24 protein-coding genes and 2 tRNA genes are annotated in these 21,929 nt (G+C 64.6%); 8 read left to right on the plus strand and 18 right to left on the minus strand.

The features are described 5' to 3' along the window. Nucleotides 1-174 precede the first annotated feature (174 nt). Nucleotides 175-250: transfer RNA gene (locus tag C495_RS08300), tRNA-Cys, on the plus strand. A gap of 395 nt (nt 251-645) precedes the next feature. Here C495_RS08300 and C495_RS08305 read toward each other — a convergent pair. The 3 genes from C495_RS08305 to C495_RS18080 form a co-directional block, all read right to left on the minus strand. Continuing rightward, nucleotides 646-719 (minus strand) — tRNA-Lys (locus tag C495_RS08305). Nucleotides 720-832: 113 nt separating this feature from the next. Next, nucleotides 833-1,525 carry a DUF7119 family protein gene (locus C495_RS08310; protein WP_008161873.1) on the minus strand — a complete coding sequence of 231 codons (693 nt, stop codon included), beginning with the start codon at nt 1,523-1,525 and terminating at the stop codon, nt 833-835. A gap of 53 nt (nt 1,526-1,578) precedes the next feature. Further along, a complete protein-coding gene (locus C495_RS18080) occupies nt 1,579-1,725 on the minus strand; it encodes a hypothetical protein (RefSeq protein ID WP_008161874.1) in 147 nt (48 codons plus the stop codon). Nucleotides 1,726-2,246: 521 nt separating this feature from the next. Here C495_RS18080 and rimI point away from each other — a divergent pair. The 4 genes from rimI (at nt 2,247) to C495_RS08340 (ending at nt 4,321) form a co-directional block, all read left to right on the plus strand. Next, nucleotides 2,247-2,732: a ribosomal protein S18-alanine N-acetyltransferase gene (gene rimI / locus C495_RS08325; RefSeq protein ID WP_049890245.1), complete on the plus strand. Its 486-nt coding sequence runs from the start codon at nt 2,247-2,249 to the stop codon at nt 2,730-2,732. Between the two features lie 77 nt (nt 2,733-2,809). Beyond that, complete coding sequence (locus C495_RS08330) at nt 2,810-3,220, plus strand: DUF5810 domain-containing protein (protein ID WP_049890247.1); 411 nt, start codon at nt 2,810-2,812, stop codon at nt 3,218-3,220. Nucleotides 3,221-3,265: 45 nt separating this feature from the next. Next, entirely contained in the window at nt 3,266-3,676 is a 411-nt protein-coding gene (locus C495_RS08335) for a DUF5809 family protein (protein ID WP_008161880.1), read from the plus strand. Between the two features lie 66 nt (nt 3,677-3,742). Beyond that, nucleotides 3,743-4,321: an NUDIX hydrolase gene (locus C495_RS08340; protein ID WP_008161882.1), complete on the plus strand. Its 579-nt coding sequence runs from the start codon at nt 3,743-3,745 to the stop codon at nt 4,319-4,321. On the opposite strand, the gene C495_RS08345 is transcribed toward C495_RS08340, so the two are convergent. Beyond that, nucleotides 4,322-4,567 (minus strand): hypothetical protein, encoded by a 246-nt coding sequence (locus C495_RS08345; RefSeq protein ID WP_049890248.1) that lies wholly within the window; start codon nt 4,565-4,567, stop codon nt 4,322-4,324. It abuts the gene before it with no gap. Nucleotides 4,568-5,017: 450 nt separating this feature from the next. Here C495_RS08345 and C495_RS08350 point away from each other — a divergent pair, with 450 nt between their 5' ends. Continuing rightward, entirely contained in the window at nt 5,018-5,383 is a 366-nt protein-coding gene (locus C495_RS08350) for a rhodanese-like domain-containing protein (RefSeq protein WP_008161885.1), read from the plus strand. Nucleotides 5,384-5,489: 106 nt separating this feature from the next. Here the strand turns inward: C495_RS08350 and yciH are convergent, their stop codons facing one another. The 6 genes from yciH to C495_RS08380 all read right to left on the minus strand — a co-directional run bounded on the left by yciH (nt 5,490) and on the right by C495_RS08380 (nt 10,874). Then, on the minus strand, nt 5,490-5,783 hold the full coding sequence (yciH, locus tag C495_RS08355; RefSeq protein WP_006065982.1) for a stress response translation initiation inhibitor YciH: 294 nt from the start codon (nt 5,781-5,783) through the stop codon (nt 5,490-5,492). A gap of 82 nt (nt 5,784-5,865) precedes the next feature. Continuing rightward, nucleotides 5,866-8,151, minus strand: a complete 2,286-nt coding sequence (locus C495_RS08360; RefSeq protein ID WP_008161887.1) for a transglutaminase TgpA family protein — start codon at nt 8,149-8,151, stop codon at nt 5,866-5,868. Continuing rightward, complete coding sequence (locus C495_RS08365; protein WP_008161889.1) at nt 8,148-9,239, minus strand: DUF58 domain-containing protein; 1,092 nt, start codon at nt 9,237-9,239, stop codon at nt 8,148-8,150. The genes C495_RS08360 and C495_RS08365 overlap by 4 nt, the downstream gene beginning before the upstream one ends. 2 nt (nt 9,240-9,241) lie before the next feature. Then, a complete protein-coding gene (locus C495_RS08370) occupies nt 9,242-10,213 on the minus strand; it encodes an AAA family ATPase (RefSeq protein WP_008161891.1) in 972 nt (323 codons plus the stop codon). Between the two features lie 147 nt (nt 10,214-10,360). Next, entirely contained in the window at nt 10,361-10,555 is a 195-nt protein-coding gene (locus C495_RS08375) for a cold-shock protein (RefSeq protein ID WP_006065986.1), read from the minus strand. An 88-nt stretch (nt 10,556-10,643) separates the two neighbouring features. Next, complete coding sequence (locus C495_RS08380) at nt 10,644-10,874, minus strand: DUF7573 domain-containing protein (protein ID WP_008161894.1); 231 nt, start codon at nt 10,872-10,874, stop codon at nt 10,644-10,646. A 202-nt stretch (nt 10,875-11,076) separates the two neighbouring features. Between C495_RS08380 and C495_RS08385 the strand changes: the two genes are divergently transcribed. Next, the gene (locus C495_RS08385; protein WP_049890224.1) at nt 11,077-11,277 is read left to right on the plus strand and encodes a hypothetical protein; all 201 of its coding nucleotides are present in this window, start codon (nt 11,077-11,079) and stop codon (nt 11,275-11,277) included. 20 nt (nt 11,278-11,297) lie between these two features. On the opposite strand, the gene C495_RS08390 is transcribed toward C495_RS08385, so the two are convergent. The 8 genes from C495_RS08390 to C495_RS08425 form a co-directional block, all read right to left on the minus strand. Then, nucleotides 11,298-12,317 (minus strand): 5,10-methylenetetrahydromethanopterin reductase, encoded by a 1,020-nt coding sequence (locus C495_RS08390; protein WP_049890249.1) that lies wholly within the window; start codon nt 12,315-12,317, stop codon nt 11,298-11,300. 20 nt (nt 12,318-12,337) lie between these two features. Continuing rightward, nucleotides 12,338-13,108 carry a coenzyme F420-0:L-glutamate ligase gene (locus C495_RS08395; RefSeq protein ID WP_008161899.1) on the minus strand — a complete coding sequence of 257 codons (771 nt, stop codon included), beginning with the start codon at nt 13,106-13,108 and terminating at the stop codon, nt 12,338-12,340. Nucleotides 13,109-13,190: 82 nt separating this feature from the next. Further along, a complete protein-coding gene (locus C495_RS08400) occupies nt 13,191-13,925 on the minus strand; it encodes a maleate cis-trans isomerase family protein (protein WP_049890225.1) in 735 nt (244 codons plus the stop codon). Between the two features lie 5 nt (nt 13,926-13,930). Next, on the minus strand, nt 13,931-15,583 hold the full coding sequence (locus tag C495_RS08405) for a hydantoinase B/oxoprolinase family protein (RefSeq protein WP_008161903.1): 1,653 nt from the start codon (nt 15,581-15,583) through the stop codon (nt 13,931-13,933). Beyond that, nucleotides 15,583-17,661: a hydantoinase/oxoprolinase family protein gene (locus C495_RS08410; RefSeq protein ID WP_008161905.1), complete on the minus strand. Its 2,079-nt coding sequence runs from the start codon at nt 17,659-17,661 to the stop codon at nt 15,583-15,585. The genes C495_RS08405 and C495_RS08410 overlap by 1 nt, the downstream gene beginning before the upstream one ends. Nucleotides 17,662-17,665: 4 nt before the next feature. Continuing rightward, nucleotides 17,666-18,871, minus strand: a complete 1,206-nt coding sequence (locus C495_RS08415; protein ID WP_008161907.1) for an Nramp family divalent metal transporter — start codon at nt 18,869-18,871, stop codon at nt 17,666-17,668. 140 nt (nt 18,872-19,011) lie between these two features. Further along, the gene (locus C495_RS08420) at nt 19,012-19,569 is read right to left on the minus strand and encodes a ribbon-helix-helix protein, CopG family (RefSeq protein WP_008161909.1); all 558 of its coding nucleotides are present in this window, start codon (nt 19,567-19,569) and stop codon (nt 19,012-19,014) included. An 84-nt stretch (nt 19,570-19,653) separates the two neighbouring features. After that, nucleotides 19,654-20,343: a cupredoxin domain-containing protein gene (locus C495_RS08425; protein WP_008161911.1), complete on the minus strand. Its 690-nt coding sequence runs from the start codon at nt 20,341-20,343 to the stop codon at nt 19,654-19,656. A gap of 217 nt (nt 20,344-20,560) precedes the next feature. On the opposite strand from C495_RS08425, the gene C495_RS08430 reads away from it, so the two are divergent. Further along, nucleotides 20,561-21,880, plus strand: coding sequence for an NUDIX domain-containing protein (locus tag C495_RS08430; protein ID WP_008161913.1), 1,320 nt, complete (start codon nt 20,561-20,563; stop codon nt 21,878-21,880). The last annotated feature ends 49 nt before the right edge of the window (nt 21,881-21,929 follow it).

Consider the following 21,929-nt stretch of genomic DNA (forward strand, 5'->3'; position numbering starts at 1 on the left):
ACTGGAGTGCGCGAGCCTCTGGGAAATCCGTTTCGCCGCCTTCATTCATACTTCACCCTCAGTGAGCCACGGCTATGGCTCGCTGGGGGTTTTCGTATTTCAGTACGGCACATTGTCCCAACGTTCGTGCCGTACCGCTATGCTTAAACGAACGCAACAACAAGACTGAGATGCGCCAAGGTGGCAGAGTCCGGCCGAACGCAGCGGCCTGCAGAGCCGCCCACCGCCGGTTCAAATCCGGCCCTTGGCTTTTTAACGATAACTGGACAGTGTTGATATCTGTTGTTCAGTCAATTCTTTGAGCCTACAATAACAACTGAACTGAGACGGGTTACATACCGCTCGCACAACAGCTGTGCAAGCAGGGTGCACTGACGGCCAGTGGCTACGATAATTCCGTGTGCGTAATTGGCCTGCGATTCGAAACCCCCAATCAGTTCCGGTGGCTGTTGCTTACGGATCGGCGTCCTATCTGTCCGTCTCAGTTTCAATACGCTTGACTCACGAATTTGTTTGCGATGAGACGCGGGTCGGGCGCGATTTGAACACACGATCTGACGTGCTCGCTCCGCTGTGCTCGACCTCCCTGCGATTCAAATCACGCGCTAGCCGCTTTGCTCTTCGAGTAATTGTTCGGAGCAAAAGCGGGCCGGGCGCGATTTGAACACGCGACCGTCTGGTTAAAAGCCAGACGCTCTGCCAGACTGAGCTACCGGCCCTGTACTCAGTAGTTGAGTAGTGGTGTGGTTAAACGTTTCTTTCTTCGTCGATACCCCAGGTGTCTTGATGATCGAGCAAGCGGCGGAATGCTGTTCCCCCAGCGATGAACTCGTCACTCGAAGTACTGCTCGAGGGCGTCACTGACGATGGTCCCGGGGTCGACGCCATCGATGGCGGCACGGCGACGAAGGTCCCGGTAGGTCGTCGGTGAGAGCGTCACCTCGAGGTGGCCGAGTCTGACGTTGTGGTCGGCGAGTGCGTGTTCGATTGGAACGTCGTCGTTGATGGCGCTTGCGACGCTGCGAACTTCGCGGACGGTTAGTTCGCCGTCGAGGGTTGCCCACGCAAGCAGGAGCCGTGCTTCACCGCCGACGCGGGCGATGTGTTTTGCGGCCGTCGGCGCGATACGGCCGAGTGCGACCTGTTTTCGGACCGATCGGGGAAGATCGTGGACGCGAGCCCACTTTCGGATGAACGAGACGGTCGTGTCGCCACCGGCTCGTTCTGCTGCGGCCTTGTATGAGCCTTCGCCGCGAACGAGGGCGGCACAGGCAGCAGCGCCACGAAGCATATAGAGGTGATCATCGTTGGTTGCGCCGGCGGCGAACTGACGAACGGTTTCGGCGGCATCTGCGAGGCTATCGGGGTCGGTGGGATCGAACTGGACGGCTTCGCGGGCGCGAGTCCCGGTAACCGATTCGTCGCCCCGGATAACTGGCGCACCAACTGGTGATTCCCGGTCCGTCGGGATCGATCGACCATCGTCACGACGGCGGCGGTGGTTACCGGGTCGATTGTCGGTCATTGAGAGTCAGTATGAGTTTCGAGGGCAAAAGTGTCGCTACCTGTACGAACGGGTTATTCGCCGCGTTTTTCGGCGAGGTGTTCCCAGATTTCTGTGCACCCAGCCCCCTCTTCGATGTCGGAGAGGTGAGCGTCATCCCGCTTCTCGGAATCTGGTTCGTGGTCAGTCGATGTCGGTTTGTATTCTGCCGCATCAGGCATGAATACCCCTTTGAACGGCGGATGTATAAGTACGGCTTCGGCTGCAAAGGATACCCGTGCTTGGGCCTAGGGGTCAGTGCTGCCGCTATCACTGACACGAAGCGTGGTCGAGGTCGGCTGCTGTGAACTCGAGTGGCGATAAGTTGACGACCGTGTGTTGTCGTCCAGCTGTCAACTGGCGATCCGATCAGCCGACGAAGCGGGCGGGTCGGGCTTCGTCGAAGGGGGCTGGTTGCTCGAACTCACGCGATGGGGCCGTGGTTGGTTCGATAGTGTCCAGTCGAGTTCACGTGGCCACTACGGACGGCTGCTACGGGAATCCGGCCACGTTCGGGCTGTCGTGGCCGACAACTGTTCGGGGTAGTCGTGTAGCGTCTGTTGCAATACTTGCCTCTATATGCTTCAAAAGAGGTCGATAACCGGAACGGTCCATCGAGCCAGTCGAGTCCGAAGACTCGAGTGTGGCCCCGTTCGGTCGGACGTCGCTACTTCTTTTATCGCTCGAGGCCGTACGCTCGGGCGTGACAACGCAGGCACCCGGAAGCGGTATCGGCGGTGATGAGTTCTCGATCCGAGCCGCGAGGCGGGCTGACCTGCTTGCGGTCGTCCGCATCGAGAACGAGTCGTTCACCCAGCCGTGGCCGCACGACGCGTTCGAGCGCTTTCTCGGTGAACCGGGATTTCTCGTTGCACTCGAGGAACCGACGAACGTCGTCGGCTACATCGTCGCGGATATGACACAGAACTTCGGGCGGCAACTCGGACACGTCAAGGACGTCGCTGTCCACCCGGACCACCGCGAGACGGGTGTCGGCACGGCGCTTCTCACGCATGCACTCGCCGTGCTCGCGGCCCACGGTGCCGACTCGGTGAAACTCGAGGTTCGACGCTCGAACGACGATGCAAAGCGCCTGTATCGCGAGTTCGGCTTCGAACCGCTGCGGGTCGTTCCCGGCTACTACGAGGATGGCGAGGACGCGATCGTGATGCTTCGAAAACTCGAGTGACGAGCCGACTCGGTGTGGACGGTGGCTGTGCGGCGTCGGACGTGGCCGTTTTATCGCCGGCAGTCGTACCCGTGCGTATGGGATACGCTTGCCCCGTCTGTGAGAGCGAACAGGCCGACGCCGTCCACCTCGCAAATCACCTCGCGATTACTGCCTCGCTCGGTCGCCGTGATCACAGCGAGTGGCTCGAGGAGCATGCACCCGACTGGGCCGAGGCCACGCCTGAGGAGTTAGGCGAGACTGTGAGCCAGCACGCGCCCGAAATCGAGACGCCCGAGTTCGACGCGTCGGGCCACGGGCATTCTCACGGCCGTCCGGACGCACTCGAGGACGGACTCGCCCGGCAGCGCCGCCAGTCCGGTCGCGGGTCGTTGTCCGCCGAGGCCGAAGGGGTCTTACAGGAGGCCCGGGAGTTGACGCGACGGATGGAAGCCGACGGCGACGAGCAGGCGCTGGACGACAGTTCGACGGGCGACTCGAAAGAGTGAGCCAAACGCGTAACTGGTAACTGGTTCCTCCGAGCACGTCGACGTATGCACACTGTTGGGACGGTTGCGCCGGCGTCGGTCGAGGAGGCACGCGAACAGTACGAAGACGTTGGGCCCGCGGCACAGACCGTTGTCCGCGAGGTTGCAAAGGCCATGGAGTTCGACCGCGAGGAGTACAACGACCGCGTCACGGGCGAGGTCGTCGAAACTGCACGGGACGCGCTGTTTGCGAGTCTGCTCCGTGTCCACGTCGGGAGCCGCGAGGCGTTCGACGACTGGGAGGCGTCTTACGACGGCGAGGTCACGGTGGTCGGCCACGAGAGCGTCGATCGCGTGGTTTGGCATGCCGGACCCGAGGACGAAGCCGTCGCCGCGACGTTCCAGAACGAGGAGGAGGCGGCCGTTGCAACCCTTCGACGGCAGGCGTTCGGACGCCTGTATCGAGAGCTCGTTTGAGGTGAGTCGGGTTCGAAACCGAAGAAACGGCAGCTATTACGGCCTCGAGACCAACAGTCCTCGCTAATGACGACACCCGACGAGTGGGCCCTCCGCGAGGAAGTCACTGAGTACGAGACGCCGTGGTACGACGGTGGCTACGACCTGCTCGAGCAACCCGACGGCAGCGAGAAGCGCTACTACTGGGCATCGCTGCCACCGGCGGTCGTGGTGGTTGCCCGAATCGATGCCAGCGTTCTCGAGTCTGTGACCAACGGCGAAACCAGCGGCGATCAGTTGCTGTTCGTCGAGCAGTATCGGCCGACGATCCGCGAAACGCATCTCGAACTCCCGGCCGGCATCGTCGAAGACGGCGAATCCTACACGCATGCTGCAGCCCGCGAACTCGAGGAAGAGACCGGGTTCAAACCCACGAGTACGGCGCTCTTACAGGAGTATGCGGTCGCAACCGGCGTGCTCCGACACGATCGAGGGGTCGTCTACGCCGAGGGGCTCGAACCCGGCGAACGGGAACTCGACAACAACGAGTTCCTCGAGGTGAAAACGGTGCCGATAGAGACGGCAATCGAACGCGCTCGTGAGCAACCAGCCAACGACTCGACGCTGACATCGTTGCTGTTGGCGAAAGAAGACGGCCTGATCTGATTACTTCGAGCCGCGGCCCAGCATCGACCGGAGACGGCCACGGTATCCGGGCGTCCCAACCGGTCGATCAGACGGTTCGTCGACAACTGCCATGTATGCCAGCCCGACGATACAACACAGGATGATCGCGCCGCCGATGAACGTCAGCGTAGTGAGGCCGCCCAGAAACAGCCCACCCACGAGGATGATCGAGCCGATGAGTTGGCCGGCGAACAGGAGTTCGAAGCGCAGTGATTCGTTGTTCATACGGTACCAGACGACACGGACATACATAACCGGGAGCTGCGATCTGCTGGACTGTCAGCACCGCCTGACGCTTTTTCCCATCGAGATCCATACTGTCGGACTATAGTAGTCACTGAACATCACTGCACACCTGCTCGCACGACGGGAGCGCGGTTTGGTGCGTGCGCGGTTCGGAGCGTGCGCGGGTCGAAGCGTGCGCGGGTCGAAGCGAACGACGTGAGCGAGACCGGCGGAAATGCGAACGGGGAGGAACGGCCCGTGAGCGAACGACGTGAGCGAGACCGGCGGAAATGCGAACGGGGAGAAACGATCCGTGAGCGAGGACTCGAGCGAGACCCGCGGACAGTGCGATCAGTGTATAAATTGTTTCAGTTGTTACTATAGCACTCGTTGAAGATCGGCCGGACTCGACCCGTGGTCTTATTCTGCCGGCGTCCCAAGCCGGATGTGATGGACGGCGAAATCTCTCCCAACGAGGTCCACGAACTTCTCGAGGACGATGCCGACGTCTGTATCGTCGATATCCGTGATCCGCGAAGCTTTGCACACAGTCGGATTCCCAACAGCGAGAACGTGCCGTTTCACGAACTCTCGAGGCGGATCGAAGAACTCGAGGGCGAAGCCCACATCGTGACTGTCTGCCCGCACGGAAAGTCGAGCGTACAGGCGGCTCGACTCATCAGTTCCTACGAAGGGACAGCAGACGCCCGCGTCGAGAGTATGGCAGGCGGACTCGATAAGTACGGTATGCAGTTCGGACTCATCGGCGAGGAAGCCGAGGCCGACGACTCCGCGAACCCCGAATCACCGTTCTGAACTGGCCGGCGCTATCGCTTGTGGGTGGTGAAAACGGCGGGTCGGTGAAGAAGCGATACGCGAGACGGCCGTGCGGTTCGGAAGTCGTCTCAGATCATCGCGGGCATCAGGCGACGTTGAAGCCGCGATCCCGAAGGAAATCTTCGATGCGGCCGGTGTGATTGCCCTGGAGTTCGATGTGGTCGTCTTCGACGGTCCCACCACAGGCGAACTTGGACTTGAGATCCGACGAGAGACTATCCAAATCGACGTCCTTCGGATCGAATCCTTCGACGATCGTTACCTCTTTTCCGTATCTGCGCTCGTCAATGCGGATATTGAGTTGCTGTTGTCCCTTGGCTACGTCTTCGCAGACGCAAAGTTCCTCGGGCAGCCCGCACGTCGAGCAGACTTCCGACATTACGTTCGGTGCTACGAAACGGCCATATTAAACACTATCGGGACCCGTACGCCGTCGCCCGGTTCTTTATGTGAGACATTACCTACCGGTGTCTGCGACCGACGACGGGTATCGTCGCTCGAGTGAGGTCGTCGACGACTGCGACGGTTTCGTCGGCGGTTTCTCGATCGATGCCGCCACCGTATACGGCCTGTTCGTACCGCTTGACAACCGTTCTCGCTCGCGGGTCGATCGTGGCGTCCGAGTCCGAAGCGAGTGCGTCTAGATACTGTCGGGCCGACTCCGACCGTTCGCGCGGCCGGGACTCTCGAGCGAGCACGTACTCGAGCCGCCGGTATGCGCGTTCGACGTCTCGGTCGGGGTCGCCTCGAGGCCGTTGCCAGTAGAGGCCGAGTTCCCGACGTGTCCGGTCGGTCACGCCGGTTCGATAGGCACCGGCGACCAGTCCGACGAGGGTAACGAGCCCGAGTGCGGCGGTGTCTCGAGAGACGGTCAGTCGCTCTCGGAGCTGGGTCCAGAACCCGTCAGTGTCGTCGTCGCTCGAGTCGGCCGTCGGTCCGGGCTCGGTGTCGTCCGGTTCGGCGTCCGCTGGCTCCGTCTCGTTTTCGGCGTCGGTCCCGCTGTCGGCGGATGGTTCGTCGTTTTCGTCCGGCTCTGACACATCGGTGTCGGTCTCGTTTATCTCCGAGACGGGTTCGTCGGCGCTCGTCTCGGTGTCGACGTTTTCGCTGCCGTCCTCGCGGGCCTGTTCGACACGGTCACTGTGGACGGCATCGCGGGAGTCACCGGGTGTCGGCTCGAACGCGACCCAGCCGTGGTCGGGGAAGTAGACCTCGACCCACGCGTGGGCGTCCGTGCCACGGACGACGTATTCGTCGTCGGCGACCTGCTGGCCGCTCGTGTAGCCGGTGACGTAGCGCGCCGGGATGTCTTCGGTCCGAAGCAACTGGACCATCGTCGTCGCGAAGTAGACACAGTAGCCTGCATCCATCTCGAACAAAAACGCCTCAGCGACGTCGCCGTCGGGTCGCTCGACATCGAGCGAGTACCCTTTCGACGAGCGGAGATGGCGTTCGATTGCGACCGCTTTGTCGTACGGTGTGTCGGCGTCGGCGGTAATCTCCGCGGCGCGTGCCTCGAACTCGCTCGAGGAACCCGCGGGCGTCTGCAGGTAGTCGAAGTCGTCGGTGATCGCGTCGGGGTAGTCCGTGCCTGCAGCCCGGAGCTGGTCCGGGCTGGGATCGACGACCGCGCTCTCGACGGCGTACTGATCGCCCTCGAGAATCGGCGATTCGGGATGGACCTGCCCGTGTCGGGAGACCTCGGCGTGCTGGGTGAACTCGCCCTCGAGCGCGAGTGGCTGGGGTGCCGTTGGCAGTACGCCGAGAGCGGTTTCGGCGGTGACAACCTGTCGAACCCGGTCGTACTCGCCCGGTGGACCCTGAATACGGCCGTCGTACGCGATGTTCTCGCCGGTTCTGATCCAGCCATCACCGGTGTAGCGGTCGTAGATACCCGTTCGCCAGTATGACTCCTGTTCGGACTCGACGGTAAAGCGTACTTCCGGCGAGAGGTCAACTGGGCCGCCGATACCGGACTGTTCGGAGGCGAAATCCATCGTCCCCTCGAGCGTGCCGGGGTCGCTGCCGGCGAACTGCCCCGTCGTCTCGGGGCCGGCGGGGACGAACGTGGCCGACAGCGAGAGGACGACGATCAGCGCAAAGAGAACGGCGAGCAGATCCGCGTGGGCGACCGAACCGCCCCGGTGCTCGAGGTCGCCGAACGCGACCGCGCCGATGGCGGCCAGCGTTCCGAGCAGAGTCTCCACGGTGCCAGCGTCACCGGTTAGGACCAGAAAGACGAGCGCAACGCCGCCGGGAACGATGCTGAGTGCGTATCGCCCTCGAACGGCGAGATACCACGAGAGGAAGACGGGAGCGGGGACGAACGCGAGGACCCAGACATCCGCTGCGACCATCCGAAGCAGCGGCAACCCGGCCGCGAGCGCTGCCGTGTCGGCGAGTATCGTTCCACCCGCCGAACGGACGATACCGACACCGACGCCGGTGTACTCGAGGTAGTACGCAAAGCCGAACACACCGGCGGCGATGGCACCGATCGTCGCCGTCCGCGGCCGAATCGCCCACGCGAGCACCGTCGCCGCCACGAACATCGCCCCGACGAGGGCGAGCAGCTCCCGTGTCCCGCCGACGATCCGTGTCACCTCATAGAGAACGCTCACGTACGATGCTGTCAACACCAGCACACACCCGATGGCAAGCAGCCGGAACGTCTTGGGACCGACCGCAGCGTCGAGATCCAGACGAACCGTTCGATCGCCGGCGTGGGAGTCCGATGGCGAACTCATGTGGACACCCCCGGCTCGCTGCCACCGGAGCCGCCGGCGTGGTCCTGGGTCGAGTACTCAGCTCGCTCACCCTCGTTGTGGCCGGTGAGTCGGTCGAACGGGATCGTTCGGTCGTCGACACTGACCCGTGTTCCTGTCTCGTCGGCTCGAACCACGACGTCCGCCTGCCGTCGCTGGCTCTCCTTGAGGGAACCGGCCTCGAGGACGGCAAGCTGGGACAGGAGGTCGTGACGATGGCGGTCGCCGGCCCCCGGCGCGTAGTCGCCGCCAGGGACGGCCAACCCAACGCTGACCCGGCGCTCGAGCAGGGCTGTCGTAATGGTTGCGACGGCTGTCGCCAGCTCGTCGGCCCAGCCGGGTGGACAGTCGGCGGCGATGAGCACGGCACCGACGTCTTCTTCGGCGGCGTACTCCGTCACGACGAGGTCGTCGTCGGGCCGTTTGGCGGTGGCGTTCCAGTTGACGTCCCGGAGGGTGTCGCCGTGGTGGTACTGCCGTAGGTGTGCAAACGCCGTTCGATCTCGTCCGGTGATCGACTCGGCGAGTGTCCACAGCGCTTGGCCGGCACCGTCCCGGAGGTCATGAACGCGCGGATAGACGACCACCGACGGCTGCGTCTCGTACTCGAACCGCCGTTCGACGAGTCCGAGGACATCGGTGACGGTGATCGTGAGTGGGCCGAGTCGGTGCTCGCCGCGTTCGGCGAGTCGAATCTCGTAACTGAACCGTTCGTCGCCCTCGAGGACCGTCGCCAGGACGGGATCGGTGCCGTCGCTGGCCGTGACTGATCCCCCGCCATCGACCAGCGAGAGCCCGTCACCGACAGTATCACGAACAGTCGCCGAGACGGTGCTGTTGCTTTCGATGGCAATCTCGACCGACCGCTGCTCGCCGACGCTCCCCTCCGCGATGGGCGTGCGTTTCACCTCGGGCCGGTCGGCTCGAGCGGTCGTGACCAGCCCGGCAACGAGGACGACCAACAGGGGTGTGACGACGGCGTTCAACGCCCGTGGGCCGTACTGCCATGACAGCCCCATCGAGGCCAGCACGACAGCGACGAGACTCCAGCCGCGGATGGTCAGCCGCATCGTTACTCGACGGGGACGCGCTCGAGGGCGTTTGCGACGATCGTCTCGCCGTCACGGGTGCGGTCGGTCGTCCTGATCCGGTGGGGTAACACGACGGGCGCTTCGGTCTGGATGTCGTCAGGAAGCACGTAGTCGCGGCCGTTGACGACGGCTCGAGCCTGAGCTGCACGCAGGAGGGCGATCGTTCCCCGAGGACTGACGCCGATATGGGCGTGGTCGCGGGTGTCGCCGACCAGCCGCGTGGCGTACTCCCGGACCGGCGATTCGACGCGGACGGTGGCAACGGTCTCGCGGGCGGCGACGAGCGTCTCGCGGTCGGTCACCGGCTCGAGTGACTCGATCGGATGGTGGCCGACCGTCCGACCGAGCAGTTCGGCTTCCGCCTCGGGGTCGGGATAGCCGAGTTCGAGTTTCTTCATGAACCGGTCGAGTTCGGCAAAAGGGAGGTCGTACGTTCGGTTCGGCTCGGTGGCGTTCTGCGTCGCGATGACGGTAAACGGATCGGGCAGGTTGCGGGTCTCGCCGTCGGCCGTCACCTGCCGTTCTTCCATGGCCTCGAGCAACGCCGACTGGGTTTTCGGCGGCGCACGGTTGATCTCATCGCCCAGTACGATGTTGCCGAAGACGGGGCCGGGCTGGAACTCGAACTCACGCGTCTGCTTGTTGAAGACGTTGACACCGGTGACATCGGCCGGGAGGAGGTCGGGCGTGAACTGAATCCGGCGAAACGTACAGTCGACGGAGGTCGCGATCGACCGCGCGAGCATCGTCTTCCCGACGCCGGGGACGTCCTCGAGTAAGACGTGACCGCGCCCGAGAATCGCAGTAACGACGTGTTCGATCGCGTCGTCGTGGCCGACGATCACGTCGGCGACGTTCGCCTCGATATCGCCACAGAGGTCAGCGACCGCTGCAACATCGAGTGGCTCCGTCGCGGGCCGACTCTCGGCATGGTGGGTGTTGGAATCAGTCATGGCACGGGCACGGATCGCAGGGGAGGTCCGTCGAACCTCTCATCGGTACGTCAAAAGCGACTCTGAGACATATGTGTTGTGTCGAACAGCGTTGCTGTCGCTGTTCGGACAACGATCGGAGAACGATACCACTACACTGTCGCCGTCTTACAGGCGTGTGACGTTCGTCGCGCGTGGGCCCTTGTCGGCCTGTTCGATATCGAACTCGACTTCCTGCCCCTCCTCGAGGTCAGGACCGCCGACGTCTTCCATGTGGAAGAACACGTCGTCGTCCGCGTCGTCAGTTTCGATGAAGCCATAGCCGCCAGTGTCGTTGAAGAAGTCGACCGTACCTTTCGCCATTGCATGTGTACAAACCCCTGACTGAGATATAAACCTTCGGGGGTGTCTTTCCCGTGAGCAGCCCCCTGTCTGGATCGTCGAAACGCGCTTACCAGCGCTTGCAGGCTGGACAGACGAGCTGTCCGTCTGCACGCCAGACGCGCTCCGTTTCAGCGTCACACTGCTGACAGCGATACGTTCCCCACGCGTACGTCGAGAGCCCGCTGTCGGGACCGTCCCGAGCATCCGCGTCGTCCCCACTCGAGGTCGATGTTTGCTCGACGGGATCGTCTGACTCCGCGGCTGAACCGAATTCCGAGAGTGTCGCGTCGTCGGTCACGGTGGCGTCTACGAGCGTCGAGCGTATAGTCGCTCCGACCGTGTGAGCCGCGTTGGTGGGTGTGCGTGGCGATATCGTCACCGATCATCCCGTCTGCCAGCCCGCATGACACACGGTGCGATCAGTGTCCGGTCGGGTCCGTTGGTTACTGCGACGACGCTGGACCGGCATCGCCAAGTAGCATCGGTGACAACCCCCGCACATGGATACCGTCACACCAATGAACGTGATCGTGGATAACATCATCGAGATGAACGAGTATTTCGCCGATGTCGCGATGGGTGAGGGGCTTGCGCCGCTGCTCGTCCTGATCGGCACGATTCTCGTCGCTTTCACCCTCGGTGCCTTCGGGTTGCTCACGCTCGGTGCGATCGGCAGCCTCTTTTCCTCGAGTTCGAGTTAACTCGACTGTCCAGCGGAGTGTTATTCTTCTGTGCGCGCTGTCGCCTGTTCCAGCGCCTCGCTCGCGCGGACGACAGCGTCCTCGAGATCCGGCCCCAGCGGCGAGCCGACGACGATCCCATCGACGTGCTCGAGTGCCGCCTCGAAGCGGTCGGCGACGGTCTCGGTCGTGCCGGCGATACAGAAGGCGTCGATCATGTCTGCGGTGACGTGGCCGAACGCCTCGTTCAGGTCGCCCCGTTCTAGGGCCTCGCTGACGTCGCTGGCGGCCTCGCGGTCGATATCGTGGCGTGCCAACACGGGGTCGGCTGCGCCGCCGACGATGAACGCCACGGGTGGCCGGGCTGCCTCGCGCGCCTCAGTTTCGTCTGCAGCGACGCTGACGCTTGCGAACGCGAGCGCCTCGAACTCGCCATACTCGTCGGGTCGGTCCGCAAGTCCCTGCTCGAGTTGGCCGGCCGACCACTCGAGGTCTTTCGGATGGGCGGCGTTGATCAGAACACCATCGGCGTGTTTTGCACTCATCCGGAGCATGTGTGGGCCCTGTGCGCCGACGTAGGTCGGAATCTCACAGGACTCGAGGTTGAGCGAGGCGTCGCGAGCGGTGAACGTCCCCTCGTGGGTGACGGTCTCGCCCGCCCAGAGGTCACGAGCGACGTCGAACGTCTCGAGGACGCGCCGCAGCGGGCTGTCGCGTTCGATGCCGAGGTTGGCAAGCGAAGAGCGGTCGCCGGCCCCGACGCCGAAGACGGCGCGGCCGTCGCTGATCTCGTCGATCGTCGCCGTCTGCGCGGCCAGTCGGACGGGGTGAGTCTCGTAGGGGTTCACGATCCCCGGCCCGAGCCGAATCTCGTCCGTGGCGTCGACCATTCGCGAGAGCGTCACGAACGGGTCGCGGTTGAAGTAGTGGCTGCTCGTGAAGGCGACGTCGTAGCCCTCGGTTTCGGCCAGTGCCGCCAGCTCGGCGATTCGTTCCGGCGGATGTTCCGGCGTCAGTTCGATACCCCAGGTCGGCTCGTCGGTCGTCGTGTTGTCTGTCATAAGTACAGTCGAAATCGTGCTCAGTCGTCGATACTCCACTCCCGCAGCGCCTGTCGAACGAGGTCGTCTTCGACCGATCGGAACAGTTCGTCGCTGCCCGCGTGGTCGCCGAACGCCCAGTCGCGGACGACGACCGCGGGCGTCCCGCCGGCACCCTCCCCAGTGACGAGGTTCGCCGCCGAGGCGAGTTCGTCGACCACGGACTGGACGGTGACGCCGAGTTCGTGGCCGTCACGGTCGAGTTCGCCGCGCCAATCTCGGCTCGCGGGTATCCCCGCCCAACCGAGCGCGACGCCGCGCTGGCCGTGGCGGAACGGTCGGCCGCAGGTGTCGGTGACGATCACGGCGACGTCCTCGATCCCGCGGGCCGCGAGTCCCGACCGAATCCGCTCGGCGCTCTCGGTCGGCTTCTTCGGCAGGAGCAAGATATCGTGGTCCGGCACGTTCGAGCGATCGATGCCCGCGTTGACGCTGATGTGTCCGAACCGCGTCTCGGTCAGCAGGAAGGGGGCGTCGATCAGTAACTCCATGCTCTCCTCCAAGACCGCCTGTGCGAACCGCGGGTCTTTCTCTTCGCCGGTGATCCCCTCGAGTCGGTCGGCAATCTCCCGTGCCCGGCCGCTGACGGGGTACTCCTCGAGATTCGCCATCCGCCCCTCGGCTTTCGAGACGATCGTGCTCGCCACGGTGAGGACGTCACCAGCCTCGAGATCGGCCCGATCCGCGACGAGGGCTGCGATGTCGTCGCCGGGACGGATCTCGGGCAGATCCGTCACTGGGGTGAGTTCCATACTCGATGGGTAGCACAGCGTCGCCAAAAGCGCACCGTCACCGGAGAATGGAGTCACTGTTTCGGGACGGCGTGTGCCGAGCTTACGGTTCGCGGTCGAACAGCACACCCGGCCCGTCGCAGTCGACGCCGGCGACCCCACAGACATCCCACAGCGTCGCCCCGTTGCTCGTGATTACCGGCACCTCGAGCGTCGCCTCGAGGCCCGAAACGGCGGCGAGCGAACGGTAGTTCGTACAGGAGACGAAGACGGCGTCGACGTCGTCGCCGATGGCCGCGTCTCCGAGGCTCGTTTCCACCTGTCGGGTCGCGTCCGCTGGTGTCAACGCGCCGATCTCGGTGTTCGCCTCGATTCCACGACCCTCGATCGTCGCCACTTCGAACCCGGCGGCCTCGAGGAACGCGCGTTCTTTCTCGTCGAGGTCAGCGGTGTACGGCGTCAGCACCGCGATCCGGTCGGCGTCGAGTGCCTCGAGGGCCCGCACGACCGAGCGAGCCGTCGCGACCGCCGGCACGCCGGCCGCCTCCTGCAGTCGGGTCTCGAGTTCGGCGTCGAACCCCGGCCCGTGGAGCAGGCTGCCGGTGGTACAGGCGTAGGCGACCGCGTCGACGTCGGCGTGACCCAGCAACTCGGCTGCCCGCGCCGCGTCGTCGCTCATCGCGTCGAGTGCGTCGACGGTCACGGACTCGAGTGCCATTCGCGCGCCGTGGACGGTGATGTCGTCGGGCAAGGCGTGGCGAAACTCCGGTTCAGCCGTCGTGTTCGAGGAGGGGACAACCAGCCCCAGTCGGCCGCTCGCGTCGGCGTCGGGGTCCATCGTGGTCACGCCTCCTCGTCGGACTCGGTTCGCTTGCCGGCAGCGCGGTCGGCCTCGAGCGCGTCGGGGTCGCGCTCGTCGGGGTCGCCGTGGCCGCCGCCGCCGGGCGTTCGCACCGTCACCGTGGTCCCGGCGTCGACGTCGACAGTGGTCTTCGCCGCGACAGGCTCGCCGTCGATCAGATTCTCCCCGGTGGCACCGTTCTCGCCGCCGGCGACACCCCGTGGCGCGTGGCGACGGCGTTCGGTCAGCAGCGAGACCGTCGCATCCGTCTCGACGGTGACGGTGCGCTCGAGGCCGAGGCCGCCGCGGAACTGGCCGCGACCGCCGCTGTCGGCCCGGAACGCGTAGCGATCGATGCGAAGCGGGTACTCGGTCTCGAGTGACTCGATGGGCGTGTTGAGCGTGTTCGTCATCCCGACCTGCACGCCGTCCATCCCGTCGCGGTCCGCGCGCGCGCCGAAGCCGCCGGCGATCGTCTCGTAGTACGTAAAGGAACTATCCCGGCCGCCGATGGTCAGGTTGTTCATCGTCCCCTGACTCTGGGCGGGGACACGCTCGGGCGTGGCCTCGGCGAGCGCGGTGAAGACGACGTCCGTGACTCGCTGGCTGGTCTCGACGTTGCCGCCGACGACCGCCGCGGGCACCTCCGGGTTCAGCAGTGAGCCCTCGGGTGCGTGGACGCTCACCGGTTCGTAACAGCCGTGATTCGGCGGAATCTCCGGGTCGGTCACACAGCGCACGACGAAGTAGGTCGCGCTCTTGGCGACCGCCAGCGGCGCGTTCAGGTTCCCCTCGAGTTGGCCGTCGGTGCCCGTAAAGTCGACGTCGATCGACGCGCCGTCGACGGTCACCGTCACGCGGATTTCGATGTCGTCGTCGGAGATGCCGTCGCCCTCGAGAACGTCGCTCGCCTGATAGCTGCCGTCGGGCAGGGCGTCGATCTCGTCGGCGATCCGCTCGTGGGAGTAGTCGATGACGGCGTCGAAGCCGGCGAGGACGGTCTCACGGCCGTGTTCGTTGAACAGCGCGGCGAGTCGATCCTCAGCGCGTTCGTTGGCCGCGAGCTGGGCGCGAAGGTCGGCGCGGCGTTCGGTAGCGTTGCGGACGTTCGCAAGAATCAGCGCACGGACGTCTTCGCGGGGTTCGCCGCCGTCGACGAGCCGCGTTGGTGGGAGTCGAAGCCCCTCCTGATAAATCTCCCGTGCACCCGCGGGCATGCTTCCGGGCGTCATCCCACCGACGTCGGCGTGGTGGGCTCGAGAGACGGCGTAGCCGACGATTTCGCCCTCGCCGTCGCCGTTGGGCGGCGCAAGCGGCGAGACCATCGTCACGTCAGGGAGGTGTGTCCCACCCCTGAACGGGTCGTTGAGCACGAAGACGTCGCCCGGCTTGGGGTCGTACTCGCGGACGGCGTCGACGGACGCAGGCATCGCGCCGAGGTGGACCGGGATGTGTTCGGCCTGAGCGATCATTCGCCCCTCGGCGTCGAACAGCGCCGTCGAGCAATCACGGCGTTCCTTGATGTTCGGCGAGTACGCGCCGCGAATCAGGGTCTGGCCCATCTCCTCGGCGACGCTCTCGAGTTGGTTGCGCAGGACCTCGAGGGTCACAGGGTCGATACTGTCGGCGGTCTGTTGCGGTTGATTCGTCGTCATCAGTTGTCCACCCCCTCTCGAGTCAGCACGAGGGTTCCATCCGCTTCGATCTCGCCCGCCCAGGTCGGCGGGACGACGGTCGTACTTTCGGCCTGTTCGAGAACCGCTGGCCCGGAAATCGTCGTGCCCGCCTCGAGGCGGTCGCGCGCGTAGACGGTCGCCGTTCGTGGCTCGGTGCCGATCCCGGGGAAGTGCGCCTCTCGGGTGCCGACGAGCGCGTCGCCCGCGCCGTCGTGGCGAACGACGGGGTCGGTGCCGGGAACGGTCGCCGTCGCCCGGAGGTTGACGATCTCGATCGATTCCGCCATCGCGTAGCCGTAGGCCTGTTTGTGGGCCTCGTGGAACCGCGTCGCGACCGCCTCAGGGTCGAACGACTCGTCGACGGGGACGGTCAACTCGAAGCTCTGACCCGCATACCGACAGTCGGCCGCACGTTCGACGCGTGCCGCTTCGCGGTCGGAGGCGTCCGCGAGCACGTCCCCGACGAGGTCGTCGTAGACGTCCTCGAGTCGGCTCTTTTTCGCGTCCTTGAGCCCGACGCCCACCGTCCGCACGGCGTCGTAGCTCTCGTCAGCCGCCAGTAGGCCGAACGCCGAGAGCACCCCACCCGGTCGCGGGACGACGACGCGGTCGACCTCGAGCGAGTCGGCGAGCGCCGTCGCATGCATCGGGCCCGCGCCGCCGAAGGCGACGAGTGCGAACTCGCGGGGGTCGTGGCCGCGTTCGACCGTCACCGACCGGATCGTCCGGGTCATCGTCGCGTTGGCCACGCGGTAGACGCCCCGAGCCGCCTCGAGCGCGCTCTCGAGGCCGGCTTCCTCGGCCAGTCGCTCGAGGGCGTCGTGGGCTGCCTCGACGTCTAAGGTCATCTCGCCGCCGAGTGCGGTCTCGGGGCCGATGTAGCCCAGGACGACGTTGGCGTCCGTGACGGTTGGTTCGGTTCCGCCGCGGCCGTAGCAGGCGGGGCCGGGGTCGGCACCCGATGACCGTGGACCGACGCGAAGCGCGCCGCCGGCGTCGACCCACGCAATCGACCCGCCGCCCGCACCGACGGTGTTAACGTCGACCATCGGCGTCCGGATCGGGAGGCCGGCGATCTCGGCGTCGGTGGTCCGGGCCGCCTGTCCGTCCCGAACGAGGCTCACGTCGCTCGAGGTGCCGCCCATGTCGAAGGTGACGAGCCCTTCGGTGTCGTCGTCGTCGACGGTCGCTGCAGCGCCCACGACACCCGCAGCGGGGCCGGACATCGTCGTCGTGACGGCGTGTTCACGCACCGTCTCGGGGTCGGCGATCCCACCGTTTGCTTGCATGATCTGTGGTGCCGGCACCCCGGCGTCTTCGGCTTCCTCGACCAGTCGACCCACATAGGTGTCGATCGCGGGCCGGACGTAGGCGTCGACGGCCGTCGTCGACGTGCGCTCGAACTCACGGAACTCCGCGAGCACTTCGTTCGAAGCCGAGACGGGGACCTCGAGTTCCTCGCGCAGCGTCTCCGCGACGATGCGTTCGTTCTCGGGGTCGGCGTAGGCATGGAGCAGACAGATCGCGACCGCCTCGACGTCGCGCTCGCGCAGCGTCGCCGCGAGGTCACGAACGTCGTCGGGGTCGACCGGGGTCTCGACGCCCGCTGGCGTCGTCCGCTCGTTGAGCTCGAAGCGTCGTTCGCGTGGGACGACGGGTTCGGGTTTCTCAGCCTCGAGGTCGTAGAGATCAGGCCGATCCTGACGGCCGATCTCGAGCACGTCCCGGAACCCTTCGGTCGTCACGAGGGCAGTCTTCGCGCCGCCGCGTTCGAGGAGGGCGTTGACCGAGACGGTCATCGCGTGGGCGAACTCGTCGATCTCGCTTGGGTCGATGTTCGCGCGTTCGCAGGCTTTGTACAGGCCCTCGAGGACGCCCAGATGCTGGGGGTCGGTCGAGGGGACCTTCGCGGTGACGAGTCGGTCGTCGACCGAGAGCGCGACGTCGGTGAACGTCCCGCCAACGTCGACGCCGATTCGCGTGGCCTCGTCGCTGGTCGTTGCGGTGCTGTCGTTCGATACGTCCGTCGCCGTGTCGTGTGTCTCTGAATCTGCCATGTCCTTAGAGAATCAAAACGTCGTAGAGCGTTCGGAGGCCGATACCGACGACGACCAGCGTCACGATGCCGCCGAGGACGTTCTGGAGCGTCGTGTTAGTGTGCTCACCAAGCAGGTCGTCGTTGTTCATCGCGTAGATGAGGAAAACGGCCAGGATTGGCAAGAGGAGTCCGTTTGCGACCTGTGCGAAGACGATCACCTCGACGGGATTGTAATCCAGCGCCGAGAAGACGATCCCGGTGCCGAGTATCGTCATCCAGATCGCACGGAAGCGCGTCGATTTCAGGTCCCGCTCCCAGCCGAGTGCTCCTGCGGTGGCGTAGGCTCCCGCGAGCGGGGCGCTCATCGCGCTGGTAAAGCCGGCCGCAAAGAGACCGATCGCGAAGAACGTGAGCGCGTAGCCGCCGAAGACGGGCTCGAGTTGGTCGGCCATCGCGCCGACGTCGGCGATCTGAGTCCCCTCGGGGAACACGGATGCGGCCGTAACGACGATCGACGTCGTGATGAGGCCGCCAATGATGACCATCCCGATCGTGTCCGTCCGACATTCTGCAAGATCGCTCGCGCCGTCCCAGCGCTCTTGGACGGTACTCGCGTGCAGGAACAGGTTGTAGCCGACGACGGTCGTCCCGATGAGGCCGGCGATCAGGTACGCCGAGCCGTCGGGGATCGTCGGCACGAGTCCGCCGCCGAGTGCGCCGAGGTCCGGTCGGACGACTGCAGCGTTGACGAGGAACGCGAGGCCCATGACGACCACGAGACCGATGAAGACGCGTTCGATCAGCTTGTAGTTGCCAGTCCACAGCAGGCCGGCGGCGATCAGGCCGATCACCGGACCCCAGATGTTCTCGCTGATACCCGTAATCGTCGACAGCCCGGCAGCACCGCCGACGATGTTCCCCGTCTGGAACGCCGCCGTTCCGACCCCAATCGCGCTCACGACGAGTACGATAGTCACACCCTTCACCAGCGGGTTCGAGAACTCGTTTCGGAACGCTTCGCCGAGTCCTTCCTTTGAGATCAATCCGAGACGCGCACTCATCTCCTGAAGCACGATCGTCGCCAGAATCGAGAACGCGATCGTCCATACGAGCAGGTACGCGTACTCCGCGCCGATTACGCTTGCCGTCGTCACTGTTCCCGGACCGACGAACGCCGCTGCAACCAATGCGCCCGGTCCGATCGCTTTGAGCCGGTCAATAACACCCATGATATGTGTCCACATGAACCCCTTTCCGAGAGGAACAAAAGGGTTGTTAAGCGGTGTACATACCACACGCATCGTCCGCTGAATCGGGACGTTCGTCGTATGAAAACGTATGAAACGATATGAAGGCCACACTCGAGCGCTCAGCGCGTTCGTTCGTCGGGTTCGCTCTCAGTGATGATTACCTTCGAAACGCCCTGATCGATCGTGATCTCCGTCGGCAGGTCGACCGTGCTCCGTTCGATAAATCGCGTCATAAACCAGCGGATCGCCTCCGACGGAAAGACGATGTGATAGACGCCGTCTCCCTCACAGCGGACGTCGAGAAAGCCACAAAAGGAGAGCCACTCGAGTAGTTCGCCGACTTCCTCGAACCGACTTGCGTACTCGCGGGCGTGATAGTCAGAGACGCGATCCGCCGCCTCGACGAACGCCGGGTCGGGGTCCCCGCCCGCATGACAGTGCTCGAGAAAGGCGTGTAAGAAATCGACATCGAGGAGGACGTGCTCGCCCGACGTGAGCATCTGATAGTACTGTTCTAGGTTGTCGCTTGGCCGTCCGCTCGCGGCCTCGAAGTTCGCCGCGTAGAAGGCAAGCGCCTGCCGAACGATCTCGCTTTGGCCGTTGCCCGTCTCGGCGAGCAGCCGCTCGAGTGCCGCACTCGAGTCGTCGTCGAGCGATACAGTGACACGCTGTGTCATGTGCGTAGGTAGGAGCCGAGACGGGTATAGTTCACGCACTCGCGGCGGCTGTACGGGGATTCATCACGCCGTGTGTTCGTTTCGTTACTTGAGGTCGTCCCAGGTAACGCTGCCATCCTCGAGGATGGTTTCGGGCTCGAGCGCGTCGTTGTCGTACGTCGCAGCGAGTTGGTCTTCGGGCGGGAGCGACTCGCCGGGTTCGTACACCATCTCGCCTGCGGGTTCGGTTGCCGGGCCGGTTGCCTCGTCGACGACGATTCGCATCCCCATTCCCATCGATTCGTGGGGCGGGCAGTACAGGTCCCAGACGCCTGCTGCTTCAAACTCGGCCAGCCAGCTCGTGCCGACGGCCATCATCGGCGAGGACAGCGCCTCGGCGTCTTCCGGCGCGCGGTGGCTCCGACCGAACGCCTCGTGGAACGTCGTGACCGCGTGGTCGGGCGAGTTGAAATTGAACTGAACGACGTCACCGGATTCGACCGCGAGCCCAGCCGGTTCGAAGTAAAACTCGGGTGGCCCCTGTTCGGGTTGGTCCATCAACAGATCGACCTCGTGGTCCGGTTCAACTGGTGGCTCTTCGCCTTCCGTCGTCGGATAGCCGTACCGTTCGTGGAGTTCGGCTGTCGGCTCGCTGTCATCGTCACCGTTGTCCGCCTCGCCCTCGTCGTCACTGCTGAGACACCCAGCGAGGAGGGCGCTGCCGACCGCCGTCGCCGCCAGAAACGTTCGTCGATTCGATCCAGTGTTGTCGGACTTATTTGTATTCTTCGTCATTGATGTATATTCCTGCAATAGCACCTCATAAAAGCACTATTGATGACATTATTGATGGTCATGGGTAAAGGTAATAGTCTTTATTGCCGAACAGTTTAATGAATATCTATCTACTTATACACCTTGAACATGTTCGCTTGTTTTTTACAGACTGTGCCGGCCGGAATGGCTCGAGTGGTCCGAAACGGCCACCCCATCGGGACTCGTTGGGTCGCGTATGCACGATTCGAGTGGTGACGGGCAGGCACACGTCGTAACCGCATTCCTCCGCAACCGTGGAGAGATACTGTTGCTCCGCCGCAGCGACGCTGTCGGCACTTATACCGGCCAGTGGGGCGGCGTCTCCGGCTTCGCAGCAGGCGATCCAGACACACAGGTTCGCACCGAGATCCGCGAGGAAACCGGCCTCGAGGCCGGCGACGACGTCTCGCTCACCCGGAGCGGACAGCCTGTCCGATTCGAGGACGCCACCCTCGAGCGCGAGTGGGTCGTCCATCCGTATCTGTTCGACTGCGAGACGCGCGATATCGACCTGAGCGCAGAACACGACGCCTTCGAGTGGGCCTCGCCGACGGTAGCCCTCGACCCCGACGACGATCGTGAGACGGTGCCGAAACTGTGGACGGCGTACGAGCGTGTGGCTCCGACGGTTCGCTCGATCACGGCCGACAGCGAGCACGGCGCGGCATATCTATCAATCCGAGCGCTCGAGGTCCTTCGTGATCGAGCGGCGGTCTCGACGGCCGAGCGAGCCGAGTTCGGCACCGACCCCGACGGCGAGTGGGACGAACTCGCCGAACTCGCCGGCCGGCTGCTCGAGGCTCGGCCCTCGATGGCCGTCCTTCGCAACCGGATTAACCGGGCAATGGCCGAGGCAGTCGACGAGGCTGGCGCACCGGCTGTCCTCGAGGCAACCCTCGCCGGGCTCGAGCGTGCGCTTGCGGCCGACGCCGACGCCGCAGCGACCGCGAGCGAGCACATCGACGGGGTCGTCGCAACCCTCTCGCGGTCGGCTACCGTTCTCGAGGCGATCCGCGGCGGCGATCCAGCGCGCGTGTTCGTCGCCGAATCCCGGCCCGCACGGGAGGGGGTCGCCGTCGCCGAGGAACTGGCCGCAGCCGACGACTTCGACTGTCCCGTGACGGTCCACACCGACGCGGCCGTGGCGCACGTCCTCTCGAGCGAGGCTATCGACCGGGTCGTCGTCGGCGCGGATACGATCCGCCCCGACGGCTCGGTCGTGAACAAGACCGGCACACGGGTGCTGGCGCTCGCCGCCGCCCACGAGGGGGTGCCCGTTTCGGTCGTCGCCGCCACGGACAAGGTCTCGACACGCGAGGGCGTCAACCTCGAGTCCGGCGACCGATCGGCGGTGTACGACGGGGACGCCGACCTCGACGTGGTGAACCCGACGTTCGACGTGACGCCAGCCGACTGCATCGACGGCTTTGTGACCGAACGCGGGGTGCTCGAACCCGCCGGAATCGACGACGTCGTCGCCGAGTTGCGGGCATTCGAGAAGTGGCACGGTCGGTAGCGAAGCGACAGACCGAAACCCCTCGAGCGAGTACCGTCGACTGGCGGCC

Origin of the sequence: Natronorubrum sulfidifaciens JCM 14089 (assembly GCF_000337735.1) — an archaeon.
In the GTDB taxonomy this organism is placed as follows: domain Archaea; phylum Halobacteriota; class Halobacteria; order Halobacteriales; family Natrialbaceae; genus Natronorubrum; species Natronorubrum sulfidifaciens.